The organism is Acinetobacter halobius (assembly GCF_044130335.1).
Lineage (GTDB): Bacteria > Pseudomonadota > Gammaproteobacteria > Pseudomonadales > Moraxellaceae > Acinetobacter.
The window spans coordinates 127,025-145,056 of sequence record NZ_JBIQOD010000006.1; the positions used below are offsets into that span (position 1 = coordinate 127,025).

General features: G+C 41.7%; 16 protein-coding genes. 11 read left to right on the forward strand and 5 right to left on the reverse strand.

Annotation, left to right across the window (positions count from 1 at the left end):
* Positions 1-12 precede the first annotated feature (12 nt).
* On the reverse strand, positions 13-1,224 hold the full coding sequence (locus tag ACE01U_RS07680; RefSeq protein ID WP_151706490.1) for a lactate oxidase: 1,212 nt from the start codon (positions 1,222-1,224) through the stop codon (positions 13-15).
* Positions 1,225-1,572: 348 nt separating this feature from the next.
* On the opposite strand from ACE01U_RS07680, the gene ACE01U_RS07685 reads away from it, so the two are divergent.
* The 11 genes from ACE01U_RS07685 (at position 1,573) to ACE01U_RS07735 (ending at position 13,709) form a co-directional block, all read left to right on the forward strand.
* On the forward strand, positions 1,573-2,271 hold the full coding sequence (locus ACE01U_RS07685) for a hypothetical protein (protein ID WP_139841347.1): 699 nt from the start codon (positions 1,573-1,575) through the stop codon (positions 2,269-2,271).
* Positions 2,272-2,591: 320 nt separating this feature from the next.
* Positions 2,592-3,413: a hypothetical protein gene (locus ACE01U_RS07690; RefSeq protein WP_110973792.1), complete on the forward strand. Its 822-nt coding sequence runs from the start codon at positions 2,592-2,594 to the stop codon at positions 3,411-3,413.
* Between the two features lie 68 nt (positions 3,414-3,481).
* Complete coding sequence (locus ACE01U_RS07695; protein WP_395579107.1) at positions 3,482-5,134, forward strand: nitrite/sulfite reductase; 1,653 nt, start codon at positions 3,482-3,484, stop codon at positions 5,132-5,134.
* On the forward strand, positions 5,134-5,553 hold the full coding sequence (locus tag ACE01U_RS07700) for a CidA/LrgA family protein (protein ID WP_395579123.1): 420 nt from the start codon (positions 5,134-5,136) through the stop codon (positions 5,551-5,553). The genes ACE01U_RS07695 and ACE01U_RS07700 overlap by 1 nt, the downstream gene beginning before the upstream one ends.
* On the forward strand, positions 5,546-6,256 hold the full coding sequence (locus ACE01U_RS07705) for an LrgB family protein (protein ID WP_395579108.1): 711 nt from the start codon (positions 5,546-5,548) through the stop codon (positions 6,254-6,256). The genes ACE01U_RS07700 and ACE01U_RS07705 overlap by 8 nt, the downstream gene beginning before the upstream one ends.
* 20 nt (positions 6,257-6,276) lie before the next feature.
* Complete coding sequence (locus ACE01U_RS07710; RefSeq protein ID WP_395579109.1) at positions 6,277-7,203, forward strand: HPP family protein; 927 nt, start codon at positions 6,277-6,279, stop codon at positions 7,201-7,203.
* Between the two features lie 239 nt (positions 7,204-7,442).
* The gene (locus ACE01U_RS07715; protein ID WP_395579110.1) at positions 7,443-9,239 is read left to right on the forward strand and encodes a sigma-54-dependent Fis family transcriptional regulator; all 1,797 of its coding nucleotides are present in this window, start codon (positions 7,443-7,445) and stop codon (positions 9,237-9,239) included.
* 412 nt (positions 9,240-9,651) lie between these two features.
* Positions 9,652-10,533 carry a transporter gene (locus ACE01U_RS07720; RefSeq protein WP_395579111.1) on the forward strand — a complete coding sequence of 294 codons (882 nt, stop codon included), beginning with the start codon at positions 9,652-9,654 and terminating at the stop codon, positions 10,531-10,533.
* A gap of 101 nt (positions 10,534-10,634) precedes the next feature.
* Positions 10,635-12,089, forward strand: a complete 1,455-nt coding sequence (locus ACE01U_RS07725; RefSeq protein WP_395579112.1) for a benzaldehyde dehydrogenase — start codon at positions 10,635-10,637, stop codon at positions 12,087-12,089.
* A gap of 33 nt (positions 12,090-12,122) precedes the next feature.
* The gene (locus ACE01U_RS07730) at positions 12,123-13,238 is read left to right on the forward strand and encodes an NAD(P)-dependent alcohol dehydrogenase (protein ID WP_395579113.1); all 1,116 of its coding nucleotides are present in this window, start codon (positions 12,123-12,125) and stop codon (positions 13,236-13,238) included.
* An 81-nt stretch (positions 13,239-13,319) separates the two neighbouring features.
* Positions 13,320-13,709 (forward strand): cupin domain-containing protein, encoded by a 390-nt coding sequence (locus tag ACE01U_RS07735; RefSeq protein WP_291374522.1) that lies wholly within the window; start codon positions 13,320-13,322, stop codon positions 13,707-13,709.
* A gap of 190 nt (positions 13,710-13,899) precedes the next feature.
* Here the strand turns inward: ACE01U_RS07735 and ACE01U_RS07740 are convergent, their stop codons facing one another.
* The 4 genes from ACE01U_RS07740 to ACE01U_RS07755 form a co-directional block, all read right to left on the reverse strand.
* The gene (locus ACE01U_RS07740; protein WP_086208671.1) at positions 13,900-15,321 is read right to left on the reverse strand and encodes an aminotransferase-like domain-containing protein; all 1,422 of its coding nucleotides are present in this window, start codon (positions 15,319-15,321) and stop codon (positions 13,900-13,902) included.
* A 74-nt stretch (positions 15,322-15,395) separates the two neighbouring features.
* Positions 15,396-15,518 carry a DUF2474 family protein gene (locus ACE01U_RS07745; protein ID WP_086208670.1) on the reverse strand — a complete coding sequence of 41 codons (123 nt, stop codon included), beginning with the start codon at positions 15,516-15,518 and terminating at the stop codon, positions 15,396-15,398.
* Positions 15,519-15,532: 14 nt separating this feature from the next.
* On the reverse strand, positions 15,533-16,537 hold the full coding sequence (gene cydB / locus ACE01U_RS07750; RefSeq protein ID WP_086208669.1) for a cytochrome d ubiquinol oxidase subunit II: 1,005 nt from the start codon (positions 16,535-16,537) through the stop codon (positions 15,533-15,535).
* The gene (locus tag ACE01U_RS07755) at positions 16,530-17,990 is read right to left on the reverse strand and encodes a cytochrome ubiquinol oxidase subunit I (RefSeq protein WP_119063785.1); all 1,461 of its coding nucleotides are present in this window, start codon (positions 17,988-17,990) and stop codon (positions 16,530-16,532) included. Before ACE01U_RS07755 ends, cydB begins: the two co-directional genes overlap by 8 nt.
* Positions 17,991-18,032: the final 42 nt, after the last annotated feature.

Consider the following 18,032-nt stretch of genomic DNA (forward strand, 5'->3'; position numbering starts at 1 on the left):
AGCCGTCAGTGCTTATTCAAAATCTTTGTCTGTATAGAGCTTGGTTTTTTTCACCGCTTCAATGTCTTTGGCACCACCGAGCATCATGTTAATGCGGAGTTCTTTATTGAACTGTTCCATCACTGAGTTGACGCCTTCAGCACCTCCCAGTTGTAGACCGTAGAGAATTGGGCGACCAATGGCAACCACATCAGCACCGCTGGCTAAGGCTTTAAATACGTGTGAACCACGACGGACACCACTGTCAAAAACAATCGGTACACGCTTATTGACGACTTTGGCAATGCCCGGCAACACATCAAAAGAGGATGGACCACTATCTAACTGACGACCGCCGTGGTTAGATACCCAAATGGCATCGGCACCCGCACGAATGGCCATGTCAGCATCCTCAGGCGATTGAATCCCTTTGACAATCACAGGCAGACCAGTCAATTTTTTTACATATTGAATGTCCGACGGGGTGAAGGCTTGTTTGGCTTGGGCATAAATTTCGCTAATACCAGCCCCTTTACCTGTCTTCGAGCCATCTTTATTTTGTTGAGCAAACAGTTCTAAATTTGCAAAGCCCAAGGGAAACTGGAAGTTGTTTTTAATGTCATCCTCACGGTAGCCACCGACAGGTGAGTCCACTGTTAAAATGATGGCTTTAGCGCCATGCTCTTTGGCACGCTTCAAGGTAAACTCATTGAACTTGTCATTTTTACTCATGTAAAGCTGAAAGAAGAAAGGGTTTTTTCCTGAAACTTGAGCCACTTCTTCAATGGTTTTATTGCCATAGGTGCTGAGTGAAAAAATAGAACCTGCTTTTGCCATACCTTTGGCAGTTGAAAGCTCACCATCGACATTGGCTAAACCCTGAGCAGCCATAGGAGCTTGAATAATCGGGGTTTTTAAGTCAATGCCCAAGAACTTGGTATTGAGGTTAATATCTTTTAGTTCAATGCCTTGCATAATACGTGGCATGATATATTTTTTGTCAAAAGCAGAAGTGTTACTTCGTAAGTTATTTTCATCTTCTGCACCGCCACGAATATAACCAAAAGCACCTGATTGCATTTGCGCTTTGGCTTGTGCTTCTAAAGACGCGATATTCACGATTTTAATGGGCTGGTTCACGCTGCTGGCTTTATAGCTGGTCTCTGCTGCATTGCTGAAGCTGGTGGCAATGGCGATTGCCAATGTACTGATGGATAAGACAATTTTATGGTGTTTTGATTTCATTTCGATGTTCCTTCCTGATTCAAACATATAGATGATTGGACTAGAATGTGTTGGGAGATGACGTTATTTTTTATTTTTTAGGCGTTCAAAACAATAAGTAGGATAGGAAGAAGTGTCTCATCTATATGACGAATACAGCTTAAATGTACTTTACAGATGGGTATAGTAATCGGGTCGTGTCAGCTCATTTACCACATAGCAGCTTAATTTAAAAAATATATGCTATCTTCTAAATCGCAAATTGCGACGTGATCTAACATGAAATCAATTGTCTGCTATCAACGTTGTAGGGCTATTTAATTTGATGTGTCTGTCTAGATCATTCTTTTCTATTTTTTAGGTTCTAAAATGCAAAAAGTACGTTTCATGTGTGCATCAGTTATTGGTGCAGTATGTTTGCTGATATCCCTGTGTACGCAAGCAAAGCCCAATGCACCGCATATCACACTCATTTCTCAAGTGAATGGGCCTTCTTATAAAACCGATTTAGCAATTCAGTCGCACTTACAAGCAGAGGGTTATCAAGTACAGATTCTTGATCAGAGCCAAGATCCTAAACAAATTAAAAATACAGATTTAGTGATTTTATCTTCAACTGTAGGTTCAAAAAATTTAAAATCTGGCTGGCGGTATCTGTCTATACCCTTGATGACATGGGAAAGTGATTATGTTGATGACCTTGCAATGACTGGGAAGAGAACAGGAACGGATTTTGGTGAGGTAGAAAAAACACGCTATTTATGGTTGGTCAATGCACCACATGAGTTATCTGCTCAACTCCCCGCAGGTACAGCAAATGTATATAGCAAACAAGAAAGCATGAATTGGGGGAAACCTGGTTTAGGTGCAACGATTATTGCAACCGTTTATGGTGAACCTGAAAAAGTTGCTATTTGGGGCTATGAAAAAGGCGCAACCATGGATTATGAATCTTTAGCGCCAGCCAAAAGACTCATGTTTTTCCTGCATAATGATACATTTACTCTGTTGTCTAATGATGGTTTAAAGCTATTTGATCGTTCTGTTGAATGGCTACTCAAGCCTTAATCATCTGCAAGAGCAAGACACTGTAACAGTGTATAACTGCTAAATTTTGGATTCATACGACCAAGCGCCTTGATTTGGATATGCACACACTGTAGTAGACTATATTTAGATAAAAGAGTCGTTAAAATTAAACCGCATCATCAGAGGGATTCTAAACTGAATTGTTTTTATGGTGCGTTTGGAAACTGAAGAATAAAACCAGAAAAAGACATCAATAAAATTCTGTTATAGTTTTTTACCGCCTTACTGTAGCTACTTACTTCCATCAAATCGGATGAAAATTTGTTTCAAGAAAGAATCACAATCTTGATGGTGGCCTAATGTTTGTAACACAGCAACTGAATACAATGTCTGAACTGATTGAAGGACAGGGATTTTCAGAAAAACTACAGCATGTGCTGGCTCAGCAATATCTAAACTTAGAAGCAACATTGCTACGTGCCAAAGTTTTACGTGATTTTGCAAGTTCAAAAGTTCAGTATATTGTGCAGTCCGCTATTCAAGCAGAACAAGCTAGCGCAGCGTTTTTGTTTGCACCTTTTATCTTGGCGAATCTAAATCACCCTGTGATTTATAACAGCCCAGCCACACCATCTGTTCTTAATATCCTCAACCGTTACTATCAAGCTGAGCAAAGACAAAACTTAAAAATAGATGATGTGCTTGAGGCACTGAATCTTTATTTAGATTTAAGTGATACCAGTTTAGACGATGTCGATTTTTTCTATAGTTCATTGATCAAAGCACTCTGTCGAACCGATGTTTCACAGATTTTCTTGGTGACTGCACTGGCACTCAATACGCAAAAAATAGCGGAACTTGAGCAGTTTTTTAAAGTAAAAATTTACTATATTCGCATCCATCCGCAAGATAGTATTATCGACAGTCGTGACTGGAATATGCGTAAATTATTCTTTAAAAACAAAGATGAACAGTATGTTGCTTTATGTGAAAAATTTGCCACGCTGAATGCAGAATTATTGTTGAGCTACGGCAGTTATAGCCTACAGCAAGCGACTCAATTGATCGAAGATATGTTTTATGCCGAGCATATCTATGAAAAATTATCGGTCTATGCCGAGTATATGCAGACCTGTTTACAACATGGTGTGTCACGCAATCAGGCAACTTTTTTAGCCTAATTGATAGTTTTGATACGCCCTCGAACACTGCTCCTTTTCATCTTTATGCATAGACATAGGTCACTCAGATGTTTTTATATACAGACTTTGATCAAAATTTATTAAATGAACGTGTCGCGCAATTTCGTGATCAAACCCAGCGTTATTTAGCGGGGAAACTGACCGAAGAAGAATACCGCCCATTACGGTTACAAAATGGTTTATATGTTCAGCGTTATGCCCCCATGCTACGTTTGGCAGTGCCTTATGGCTTAATGAACTCCGCACAACTGCGGAAGGTGGCCGAGGTTGCACAGAAGTATGATCGTGGCTATGCACATATTTCAACGCGTCAAAATATTCAACTGAATTGGCCGCAGCTTGAAGATGTGCCTGATATTTTGCAGGAACTTGCTACGGTACACATGCATTCTATTCAGACCAGTGGCAACTGTATTCGAAACACCACCACAGACCAATATGCAGGTGTTGTTGATGGAGAGCTCACAGATCCGCGCCCGACCTGCGAATTGATTCGCCAGTGGAGTACTTTCCATCCTGAGTTTTCATTCCTTCCGCGCAAATTTAAAATTGCGGTTTGTGCACACCCTGAGCAAGACCGTGCTGCTACGACCTTTCATGATGTGGGAGTCTATGTGGTGGAAAATGAAGCAGGGGAGTTGGGCTATCAAATTAAAGTCGGTGGCGGGCTTGGGCGTACACCTTTAGCGGGACATGTGATTAAGCCATTTTTAGCCCGTGAAGATTTAATTGCTTATTTAGATGCCATCATGCGTGTCTATAACCTGCATGGCCGCCGTGATAATAAATACAAAGCACGTATTAAAATTTTAGTGAAAGCCCTGACCCCAGCAGGTTTTGCTGAAAAAGTTGAAGCCGAGTTTGCACATACTCAAACACTACTCAAGGTTCAGCCCAGTGTCTTGGCGAAAATGGATGCGGTGTTTCAGCCATTTACCTATGAACCTTTAGAACAATACGATTTTGAGGCTTTGTTCCAGCAGTATCCGAAGTTTAAACACTGGTTCAATATCAATACCCATGCACATAAAGTCGCGGGCTACCGCATTGTTACGATCAGCTTGAAACGGGCAGGTGTGGCGCCAGGGGATATGACTTCCGATGAAATGCGCTTAATTGCAGATTTGGCTGACCAATATACTTTTGGTGAGCTGCGAACCACGCATGAGCAAAATATTGCCTTAACTGACGTACGCCAAAAGGATCTGTTTGAACTGTGGCAAGTCTTGGATCGTGGCAATTTGGCTCGTGCACATATTGGCTTCCTGACCGACATGATTTGCTGTCCGGGTGGCGACTTTTGCTCTTTGGCAAATGCCAAATCTATTCCAGTGTATGAAGCGATTGCTCGCCGTTTTGATGATTTGGATGCTTTATATCATTTAGGTAAAGTTGATTTAAATATTTCAGGCTGTATGAATGCATGTGGGCATCACCATGTTGGCAATATTGGTATTTTGGGTGTCGATAAAAAAGGCGCTGAATATTACCAAATTAGCTTAGGGGGTAACTCAGATCATGATGCATCCATTGGTGATATTTTAGGCCCTTCATTTCCCGCAGAAGATATTCCAGATGTGCTCGAAGAAATTTTAAATACTTATTTGGATTTGCGTTTGGAGCAAGAATCCTTTTTGGAAACTTATAAACGTGTCTCCATTCAGCCATTTAAACAACGGGCTTATGCGGACATCGGATGATGTTGGACGTCCAAACTCAGTTGAAGACGCTAAAAACCGCGAGCTACCAAATCATGGCTATTTTGGCCGTTTGGAGCGGTGCTTATGTCTTGCAAAAGCTGTTGAATCTGCCTGTTGCGTCGGGTGTGTTGGGCTTCTTTCTACTGTTGTTCTTACTCGAAATGAAGTGGCTGAAATTAGCCCACATTGAACGCGGTGCAGATCTATTATTGGCTGAACTATTGCTATTTTTCATTCCACCTGTGGTCGGTGTGATTCAGTATCAGGATTTATTGATCGCTAGTGGTTGGAAAATTCTACTGGTGATTTTGATCAGTACCGCTTTGGTCATGTTGGTTTCGGTATATACCGTCGCTATTTGCTTAAAGCAAGAAGACTCAAAACCAGAACAGACAATGCAGGAAAATCAGGATGACTGAGTTTTGGGGTGTTTTTTACTTGGCTTGGACCGTGCTGTGCTATGTCATGGCAAAGAGGCTCTTTGTACGAACCCAAAAAATCTATTTGTCCCCGATTATTGTTGTGCCCATCTTGAGCATCGTACTGATTCTAATATTTCAGCACCAGTTCCAAGACTATTACCACTATACCCAGTACTTGGTGGCGATGCTTGGTCCAATTACGGTGGCTTTTGCTATTCCTGTTTTTCGTTATCGCCGTATGGTTCAGCAACATTTTAAAGTGTTGCTGTTCAGCTCCAGCCTCGCCATGTTGGTGGGTATTTTCAGCAGTTGGTTTTTGGCGAGTCTATTGGACTTTGATGACATCGTTAAAAATAGCTTGTTGGCGCGTTCCATTTCGATTCCTTTTGCTTTGGTGCTCACCGAAAAAGTGGGGGGATCCATCAGCCTGATTCCACTCTTTACTGTGATTACAGGTTTGGTAGGTATGTTGTTGGGAGATGTGCTGTTGTTATGGATGCGGTGCAAGAACAGAATTGCTTCGGGTTCTGCACTGGGTAATGCTGCACATGCTATGGGTATTGCTCGGGCAAGACAGCGCCATGAATTAGAAGGCGTCATTGCCAGCCTTTCCATGATTATTTCAGGAATAATCATGGTGCTTTTTGCTCCTAGCGTGATCGTACTGACGAGATACATCCTTGGCGCTATAGCGTTTTAAATCAAAATAAGGAACCGTAGATGAATCCGATGTCACAGGCAAAGACAACGTTAAGCTCCCAAAGCTATGTTATGGCTTTTCTCTTTATTTTGCTCATGGTGGTAGCGGCTTATGGACTGAATGATCGTGAAATCATTCTGCCCGAAATGGCAGCGATGGCCGTTGGATTGTGGGTTTATCGAGATAAACAGTGGCTGAATCAGCCAGATAAAATTTTTATTTTACCGAGTCTGACTGCTGTAATCGGGTTCTGTATTAATTTGATGCCGATTTCATATCTGCTCAAACTGGTTTTGGTTCTATGTGCCATGTTGCTGGTGATGCGGATGTTTAACTATATATTACCGCCCGCACTGGCCACGGGTTTCTTGCCGATTGTGACCCAAGCTTATGAACTATCGTTTTTGATTTCGATTTTTGTCACCAGTTTTATGCTGATGTTGGGTGTTGTGCTCTTTAAACTGAATCAGGGCATAGAGCGGAAAGGCAATTTTGATCGACGAAAAATAGGTGTGTATGCCAGTATTACTTTAATCGGTTTTGCACTCGCTGCTATTTTTAAGGTTGAAGCGATGGCACTGATTCCACCGATTACAGTGGTCGTGTATGAATCATTAAATATGATGATGTATTCGTTGAAAATGTATCTTAAGCAGGTTGCTGTGTTGACACTGTCGATTTCAATGGCCGTGCTTATGCAATTGTGGATTCAAGATGGGATAATACTCACCCTCATATACATGCCTTTAATGTTTCTTTTGCTCAAGCTCTTTGATATGCGCATTCCTGCTGTCTATGCCTTTCCATTTTTGGTTTTTGTCTTTCCTCAAGACAGCGTGATGGCTTTACCTGTTGCATCTGGCCTGATGGCGAGTTTTTCATTCGGCTGTGTTTATGTTTATCGTAGCTATTTTCAAAATATGGGTATTGAGAAATCCTATACATAGCTTTATGGTGATGGAGTAGCTGAAGTTTTTTTCATCACTTCTGGTGCAGGTAAATTGGTTTAGTGTTGATTGAAATTGATTAAAACTATAGCGCGGTATTCGTGTTTAAATTGAATGTATTTTACGGTACGGAATAGACTTGCTTCTCAAACATCAAAATGAGTAGTAGATGTACATAAAAATACGTTCAAATCAGCACATGTAGGATTTAAAGAAACGGTTTAATTTGGGATATGCTCATGGATGGTTTATCTGAATTTTCTTGGCAAAATATTAAATACAATTTTTACACGACTGGTGTGCTTCCAGAGATTGTGGAGCGAGATTCACCAATTTTACAAGCATGGGAAAGATCGAAAAAAGCGGGTTTAAGTCCTTTTTCTAAACTGACCTCGTTACATGATTTTCCTGTCGATCATCTGTCTTGTGAGGATGTCAGATTTGCTGCACTTGCTGAAGTCGTTTTAAACGATATTTGGCAGTTATTTGGACAGCAGGATGTTAGTGTTTTTTTAATTAATCAACAGCTTAAAATTATTGCCGAACGCCATAATCCAGACTTAGACGAGCAGTATCACTTTTTACGGACAGGTCGAGTGATTGATCCTTCTATATTTGGAGCAATTGCACCGACATGTAGTGTTTTGTCAAAACAGCCTATGATCATGACGGGACATCAGCATTATTTGGATGAATTTGCCAATTATTCTTGTGCGTCTGTGCCTATTTTTAATGGAGCAGGAGCAGTTTTAGGCGCTTTAGATATCACCTCACCGCAAGGGCTTTTGGCGAGCAATTGGCTTCGACATTTGCTGTATCAAAGTTATATTTTAGAAAATAAACTGATTCTTGCAGAACTCAAACCAAACCAACGTGTACTTTATTTCCAACATTCAAAAGACTTAATTGAAAATGCTTATACAGGCATGATCGTGCTGGATAATTATGGGCAAGTTGTGAAAGCCAATCAAATGGCATTGAAATTACTCAACTGTTCGATTGAACTGTTATTAGGTCGCTGTATTTACGATTTCTTTTTAACAAAGACATTGAGTCAGCTTGAGACAACTGATTCATTTTTTATCCAAAGTCACGATCATGCATTTTTCTATGCAAAGTGGTATGCCTTGCATAGAGCTGAAAAAAGACAGACCAAACAAATCGCTATGCAGCAGGTGCTTGATCAGGCCCTAAGAGCTTTAAAAGCAGATATTCCAGTGCTGATCACAGGAGAAACGGGTACGGGTAAAGACCACTTCGCACAGCAGTTACATCAAAAGCTGGATGCTGACTTACCTTTTATTTCCATTAACTGTGGCGCGATTCCTGACCATTTATTAGAGGCGGAGCTGTTTGGTTATGAAGGCGGTGCTTTTACAGGAGCAAAAAAGCAAGGTGAAAAAGGACTGATTGAACTGGCGGATCAAGGTATTTTGTTTCTCGATGAAATTGGTGATTTGCCCTTACATTTACAAGTCAAAATTTTACGCGTCTTGCAAGACCAACGGTTTTATCGGGTTGGGGGGCGAAAGCCGATTAAATCAGCATTTAAGTTATTATGTGCAACCCATCAAGACTTGAAAATGAAAATTGAACAGCAGACATTCCGTAGCGATTTATATTATCGGATCTGTGGTTTTCAAGTGCATCTGGAACCTTTACGTTTACGACAAGATAAGCGAGCGATTTTCCATCGTATTTTACATCAGTTTGGCATCTCGCAATGGTCAGCTCAAGTCGAGCAGCAGTTTCAGACCTATACATGGGCGGGGAATATCCGTGAGCTTATTCACATTGTAAGGTTATCGGCTGCGTTTAATGAGGGCGATGTTTTGACACAGCTTTATTTGCCTGAGTCCTCGGATGGTGTTCAAACGGCGAATCAGTCTATGCTAGCAGTGGAAAATCCAAACTTAAATGCGATGACCAAACAGATGGTCATGCAGGTATTAGATGAAGAAAATGGCAATATTGCACGCACGGCCAAGCGCTTAAATATTTCAAGAACAACGGTGTATAAATACATCAGCAGTTAGGTGTTATTACATAACTTAGCTTTGAGCTATCTAGCCCATATCTTTAGCTTTTACTGTTATTTAAACGCAATACTGTTTCGCACTTTTGGTCTAAGTTTCGTATACAGAGTACCAATTTACCTCAAGAGATTTTTTTAAATCTTAATTTACAGCAGGACTGTCCAGTAACTGGACAGTCCTTTTTTAGTATGTCTACTTTATGGACATGAGTAATTTTTACAAACACTCAAGTTATTGATATTTATTGATTAAATTTATGGCATGCATTCTGCAATAACTCTACAACTCATACTCGGTCAAGCAAGACGCTTGATGATTTTTGACAAATGATCAATGCATTTAAAGGTCATTAAAACAAGCTCAAGAAAAGAGATGAGCCATTAAGGATAATTTGGATAAAAGGGAACATGTTATGTATTTTGGGAATAAAAATGCGGGATTACTCATACTTGGTGTTTTGTGCGCATCACAGAGTCATGCCATTGATGTGAATGTTGGGGATTATACAACCCTCCCGAGCGGAACCAATCTTGGGGTTTTTTATTATCAACATAGTGAAATGGATGGTTACTACCAAAAGGGTGATAAAACCCATGCTGATTCTCGCTCAGATATTGGTATTGCACGTTTCATTCATTACACCGACATCGCAGGTTTACGTGCAACGCCGCAAGTGGTTATTCCCTTTGGATCGGTGCGAAATACTCAAATTGGTGATGCAGATTTGAATAATGCATCGGGTTTTGCAGATCCGATTATAGCCTCTGCTTTTTGGTTGATTAATCAACCTGAACAAGGGGCTTCGGGTCGCTATTTCGCGGTAACTCCGTTTATTTATTTACCGCTTGGACAATACGATAAAAATGATGCCGTGAACCTAGGTGAAAACCGTTTTAAATATGATGTGCAGTTGGCTTGGGTACAACCGCTTTATGGCAAATGGGGTTTTGAGTTTTATCAAGATGCAATTTGGTATGGAGACAATGATAAAGCAGGCAGTGGCAATCAGACCCTGTCTCAAGACACCAGTTATCAAACACAGGTCAATTTACGTTATGACTTAAATGCCAAGCAGCGATTTGCCTTGGGATATGCAGCCAACTATGGCGGTGAACAATCTTTGGATGGCATTCAGCTCAATCAAAACATGGAAAAGCAACAGGCTCGATTTGAGTTCCAGCACATGATGAATGCCAAAACGCAATTGAGTGCACAGTTGGTTTCAGACACGCAGGTCGAAAGTGGGTTGAAGAAAGAGTTTGGACTAAACTTTCGACTTTTTTACATTTTTTAATTCAAAGCATGTGCGATGACAACACATCCATTGCTTCAGTTCTGCAACGATGAAAATGGATGGATGTGTGGATTGTTTAGGTCAATTTTCAAGAGGTGATTATGTCGATATTAGCAAGAGAGATTTGGGATAAAAAACTATTCAACGGTTCATGGCAACCAGCCCAACAGACGTATAGCGTGGTTGAAGTGGCGACAGGTCAAGAACTGGGCGAAATTGGCTATGCTTCCTCCCAAGATGTAGTAGAGGCAGCGCAACAGGCAAAAACTGCACAGCAGGCATGGTGGGCACTGAGTTATCAAGAACGCCAAGCGGTATTTGAGCGGGCAGCCATTTTACTCACGGAACACCAAGCAGATGTAATTGAATTGTTGGTGAAAGAAAGTGGTTCTTTACCGCTTAAAGCAGGTTTTGAAGTCAGTATTTCTATTCAAGTGCTCAAGCATTGTATCGGTTTACCTGCTGCGGATCAGGGCACAGTCCTGCCAACCCAAAATGGGAAACTCAGCATTGCAAAACGCTTACCGCTTGGTGTGGTTGGAGTCATTTCACCTTTTAATTTTCCACTCTATTTAGCATTACGTGCAGTTGCACCTGCATTAGCACTGGGTAATGCAGTGGTACTTAAACCAGATGAACGCACAGCTGTGTGTAGTGGTTATGCGATTGCACGTATTTTTGAACTTGCTGGACTCCCGAAAGGTCTGTTGCATGTCTTACCGGGTGGAGCTGAAGTCGGAGAAGCACTGACACTGGATAAAAATATTGCCAGTATTCAGTTTACGGGTTCAACAAATGTCGGGCGTATAGTCGGCGCCAATGCTGCAAAAACCTTGAAAAAAGTCTCATTAGAGTTAGGCGGTAAAAACTCGCTGATTATTCTAGATGATGCGGATATCGAGTTGGCTGCTGAAAATATCGCATGGGGTGCATTTTTGCACTCAGGTCAAATCTGTATGACTTCAGGCAAAATTTTGATTCATCAGAAAATTTATGCACAAGTCAAACAGCGTGTAATTGAAAAAGTGAAGAACTTTGTGGTGGGTAACCCGAGTGAAAGTCATGTCACTATTGGCCCTTTGATTAATGCCAAACAAGCGCAACGTGTCGAACAATTGGTCAATGCAGCAGTTGCAGAGGGTGCAACACTGGAAATAGGCGGACGTGCCGATGGCGTATTCTTTGAACCGACTGTGCTTTCAGATGTGACAGCCAATAATTCAATTTTTAGTGAAGAAATTTTTGGCCCTGTTGCGGTTTTGATTCCTTTTAGCACAGATGAACAAGCGATTGAGCTTGCTAACGATGGAGACTACGGGCTTTCAGCCGGTGTGATTAGCTCAAATGTGGGACGTGCTATGCAGCTGGGGGCACAGCTCAAAGTCGGTTTACTACACATCAACGATCAAACAGTGAATGATGAAACAGTCAATCCATTTGGTGGTTTCGGCTCATCAGGAAACGGAACGCGTATCGGTGGTCCTGCCAATGCCGATGAGTTTACCCAATGGCAATGGATGACTGTACAGGCTCAAGCACCACATTATCCTTTTTAATCAGTTGAATCATTTATTACAGGAAGTAATCGTATGAACGAAATGAAAGAAATTATTGCCGCAGTGACGGCATGTAAAGGTGCAGACTTTGAATTGCAAGCACTTAAAATCCGTCAGCCTCAAGGCGATGAAGTATTGGTGAAAGTTGTGGCCACAGGTATGTGCCATACCGACTTAATTGTCCGTGATCAATATTATCCTGTACCACTGCCTGCTGTTCTTGGTCATGAGGGCGCAGGGATTATTGAGGCGATTGGCCCGAATGTCACAGACCTGCAAGTGGGTGATCATGTGGTGTTGAGTTATGGCTATTGTGGTAAATGTACTCAGTGTAATACGGGCAACCCTGCTTATTGCGCAGAGTTCTTTGGTCGCAACTTCAGTGGTGCTGACCTAGGCGGACATAGTGCAATCTGTACCCATGATCATGCCGTCGTACATGATCATTTTTTTGCTCAGTCTTCCTTTGCGACTTATGCGTTAAGCCGTGAAAATAATGCAGTGAAGGTGACCAAAGAGGTTCCACTTGAACTACTTGGGCCTTTAGGCTGTGGTATCCAAACAGGTGCGGGCGCATGTATCAATGCCCTCAAAGTAACACCTGCGAGTAGCTTTGTGACATGGGGCGCCGGTGCAGTAGGTCTAAGTGCTTTGCTTGCAGCAAAAGTCTGTGGTGCTGCAACGATTATTGCTGTCGACATTGTCGAATCACGTTTGGAGCTGGCTAAACAATTGGGTGCAACCCATGTGATTAATAGCAAAACGCAAGATCCTGTGGCGGTGATCAAAGAGATTACAGGCGGTGGAATCAACTTCGCGCTTGAGTCTACTGGGCGACCTGAAATCTTAAAACAGGGCATTGATGCACTCGGGATTTTAGGCAAAATTGCAGTGGTTGGTGCGCCACCTTTAGGCACTACCGCTCAGTTTGATGTGAATGATTTATTGTTGGGTGGAAAAACCATTTTGGGTGTGGTTGAAGGCAGTGGCGCACCGAAGAAATTTATTCCTGAGTTAGTCACGCTGTATCAACAAGGTAAATTTCCGTTTGATCAACTAGTAAAGTTCTATGCCTTTGATGACATCAATCAAGCCGCGATAGACAGTCATAAAGGAGTTACGCTGAAGCCGATTATTAAAATCGGCTGATGTTTAATGACCTGATCATATTGATGTGATCAGGTCATTCCTTTTAAAAAGTTATCAAAAATAAATTCAGGGAACAGAACAATGGCGGATCAACCTTTTGTGCTAAACACCAATACCATGCCATGGGAATTTATTCCCATTCCTTTTTTAAACAGTGAATTACCTGTTAAGACCTGCTTGCAAGATCCAGATACTGGCATGATGATTTGGAAGTTACGTTATCCAGCTGGATTTAGGACAGTGGAGCATTGGCATCATTGTGCGCATGGCATGTATGTATTAGAGGGACATTTGGTTACCAGTCAGGGTGAGTTTGGGCCAGGAAATTTTGTGTGGTTTCCTGAGGGTTCTGTGATGTTTCATGGTGCGCGAAGCGATAATGATGCCTTAATGCTCTTTATCACCAATAAACCCTTTGATATTCACTTCACCGCAGAAGAAGGACTGCCTAACCTTTCGGTTGAAAGTTAATATTTACCAAAGATGAGAAGATTAAGCGGTTTTAAATTCAAACGCTTTGCATTCAACACTCAATATATTTCAGTTTAAAAATAAGTCTGTACTAACGTTGGATGACATGTTCAGAAGTGATCATGTCATATTACTTTTTACAGGGGCTTATGATTCTAATGAATAAAAAATGCTCCCAATGAGTAGCCACTTAAACAATATTATTTGAATCGAAAGCATTTGGATAAATACATTTGATCAACGTATCTAAGGCATTTTGGATACTGTCATTGATTTCAAAGGAACAATTGATGCGAATATGATGCGGCACATGATCAGTTTGATAAAATAAAGAACCCGGTGCAATACTGATATTTTTCTCTAAGAGTTGCTCATAAATTACATTACCATTCACTTGCTCGGGCAGGGTAATCCATAAAAAATAGCCCGATGGATAATAATGAATTTGATAATCTTCAGACAAATGTTCAGATAAATAAGTGTAATACTGATTTTTTAGACGTTTTAAGGTGTTACGTAAGGTTTTTAAGTGTTTTTCATAATGTCGATGCGATAAATAATCGACCAAGGCGTTTTGAATAAATGAGTTGACGGAAAGTGTGCTCATCAATTGTAAATGCTGAATATGCTCTGAAAACTTACCCGCATAGACCCAACCAATTCGAAAACCCGCACCCAAAGTTTTTGAAAAAGAAGAGCAGTGTAGAACCAAATTTTTCTGATCAAAGTATTTCATCGACAGCGGTTTTTTATGATCAAAATAAAGCTCTTCATAAACATCGTCTTCAATCAGATAAATATCACGTTCATGCAACAGTTTTGCCAGTTGATATTTGATTTCATCACTGACCGTAAAACCAATCGGATTATGGCTATTGAGCATGAGCAGGCAGACTTTAATTGGATAGCGCTCAATCGCATCTTTAAAAGCTTCGAGGTCAATACCATGCTCGTCATGTTCAGGAATACTAATAACTTTAAGACCCAAATGTTCCGCAGCTTGCCAAGCACCATAAAATATTGTTTTTTGAAGCAAAATATAATCACCCGGTTGGGTCATAGCCTGCAAAGAAAGATTTAAAGCATCCAACCCGCCTGAGGTAATCACAATATCGGATGGATCCGTCGGAATCCCTTGCATGCAGTAGCGTTGGGCAATCAGTTTCCGTAACTCAAAGTTACCTGGGGGTAAACTCGGCATTTGTTCATAACTAAGACGGTGCTTGGCACGTTGTCCTAAGGTTTGCATTAGCTTGGCTGAGTACAAGAGTTGGCTGTTGGGAAAAGCGATGCCAAAGGGAATCATCTTTTCAGATTGAATGGATTTTAAGTATCTGAAAATTTTAGAGTTTATTTCAATTTTTTCATTGAGGACAACACTATTGGCATTATGCTCTGACTGAGCATCGCCAGTGACAAAGTAACCGAGTTTTTCTTGTGAATAAATCAGCCCCTGCGCTTCGAGTTCCTGATAGGCATTCATCACGGTCATGAGGCTGAAGCCTGATGTTTCCGCTTGCTGGCGCAGAGAAGGTAACTTGTCGTTAGGTTTCCAAAAACCACTCTCAATCAAATGTTTTAGGCTGAGCGCAAGTTTTTCTGATTTATACATATGGCGGTCGCTACAATTAAAAAGCACAGGACCGATATCTAAGGTCCCATGCTCGATTCATAAAAATGATTAATTTAGTATGCAAAACTCAGCATGAGCTTGAAGAAACCCGCAATAAGTGCGAGAGAGATCACGCCAAAGCACCATAATAAAATAAACCATAATTGTGGGCTGAGTCGATCCACAAATTTTTTCATGTTTATCTCCTCTATTAATGATAGCCCTGATCTCCAATACGGACTTTGTCACGGAATACCCAATAAGACAAGAACGTATAGGCTAGGATGATGGGGATTAAAATGGCAGCACCGACCAAAGTGAATTTTAAACTCGACTCAGGCGCAGCCGCTTGCCAAATATTGACCGATGGCGGAATAATATTCGGCCATAAACTAATCACGAAGCCTGTAAAGGCTAAAAACACCAAAGCTAAGGTATAAATAAAGGGCTTGAGGTCATGTTGCTTTTTACATGCAGATAAAATTAATCCAACGAATAACAAGACCAAAATGGGCACGGGGCTAAAATAAAATAAGTTCGGTAAAGAGAACCAGCGCTGTGCAATTTCAGGATGAGTCAGGGGCGTATATAAACTGACCGCACCAAAAATAATGAGCAAAGCTATGATCAAGCGTGGCATTAGATGATACATACGCTGTTGTAAGTCTTTCTCTGTTTTCCAAATAAGCCAGCCACAGCCTAAAGTGGCGTACATCACCACGACCCCAATGCCTGTAAATACGCTAAATGGAGTCAACCAGTCCAATACGCCGCCACTATAAATACCGTTGCTGGTCTGTATACCTTGGATATAGGCGCCTAAGATCACACCTTGGAAAAAGCTCGATAAGATAGAACCCCAAATAAATGCGAGATCCCAAAGGTATTTGGTTCGAGTGGCTTTGAAGCGAAATTCAAAGGCGACACCTCGGAAAATCAAGGCCACTACCATAAAGATAATGGGTAAATACAGTGCCGATAAAACGGTTGAATAGACCAAAGGAAATGCAGCGAATAACCCAGCACCACCCAGTACCATCCATGTTTCATTGCCATCCCAAACAGGCGCGACCGTGTTCATCATCACATCACGCTCTTGACTACCGTGAATGAACGGGAACAGGATGCCAATCCCTAAGTCAAAGCCATCCATAACCACATAGATGAGCACACCGAGTCCGATAATTCCGACCCACACCATAACGAGATCAATCATGCGGTTTCTCCTTGCTATCTGGAGTAGAGCGATTTGTTGAATCAAGTGATTCATCTACAGCGCTTAGCGGACGTAAAGGGGTTTTAAAATGACCTGGACCTACTTCTTGAACAGCATCTAAGGGAGTGGAAAATGAAGGCCCGAGCTTGATTAAGCGCAACATATAGTAAATACCTGCACCAAATACCACGGTATAAACCAAGACAAAGATGATGAGACTTAATCCGACCTGATCTGCTGTAACTGTATGCGACAAGCCCTCTTTGGTACGAATTACCCCATACACTACCCAAGGTTGGCGGCCGACCTCGGTGGTGACCCAACCTGCTAGGAGCGCGATATAACCTGTAGGTCCCATAATAATGGCAAACTTATGAAACCAACTGCTTTCATATAAGGCGCCTTTTTTACGTAGCCACAGTGCTGTGAGCGAGAGTAGAACCATCAACATGCCCAAGCCAACCATGACACGAAAGCTCCAAAATACAATTAAGGCATTTGGACGGTCTTCGGGTGCAAAATCTTTTAAGCCTGTGACTTGACCTTCTAGTGAATGGGTAAGAATCAAACTGCCTACATAAGGAATTCCAATTTCAAGATCATTCGACTCTGTTTCCATATTTGGTAAAGCGAAGAGTAGTAAAGGCATAGCATGGTCACGGTTGGTTTCCCAATGCCCTTCAATGGCTGCCAACTTTGCAGGTTGGTGCTTTAAAGTATTTAAACCGTGATGATCACCAATCACAACTTGCAGACAAGATGTGATCAGTACCATCCATAAGCCCATGGAAAAGGACTTTTTCACCAACTCATCGCGACGGCCTTTGAACAAATGCCATGCTGCGGTGCCCACAACCAGCAAGCCAGACACAAGGAATGCTGCCGTTGCCATATGTGCAAAGCGATAGGGGAAGGAGGGGTTAAATACAATCGCCCACCAGTCTGTCGGGACAATAATACCGTTTTCGATGGCAAAGCCCTGAGGGGTTTGCATCCAACTGTTGGAAGACAAAATCCAGAACATGGAGATACAGGTGCCGATAGCAACCATTAAGGTGGCAAAGAAGTGGGCTTTGGGACCGACACGCCCCCAACCAAAGAGCATAATCCCCAAGAAACCTGCTTCCAAAAAGAATGCACTTAAAACCTCATAGGTAAGGAGAGGGCCGGTGACACTTCCAGCGATGCGAGAGAATTCACTCCAATTGGTACCGAACTGATAGGCCATGACGACCCCAGAAACGACGCCCATGGCGAATGCAACAGCAAAAATCTTAATCCAATATTTAAATAAATCTTTGTAAATTGGATTTTGAGTGCGTAGCCATTTCCATTCCAGCATGGCGAGAAAGCACGCCAAACCAATGGATGTAGCAGGAAAAATAATATGAAAAGAAACAGTAAAGGCAAATTGAATTCTTGCCAACTCAAGTGCAGTTAATCCAAGACTCATAGCATTCTCCATGCTTGGTGAGAGTATCTGCATGGAGATACT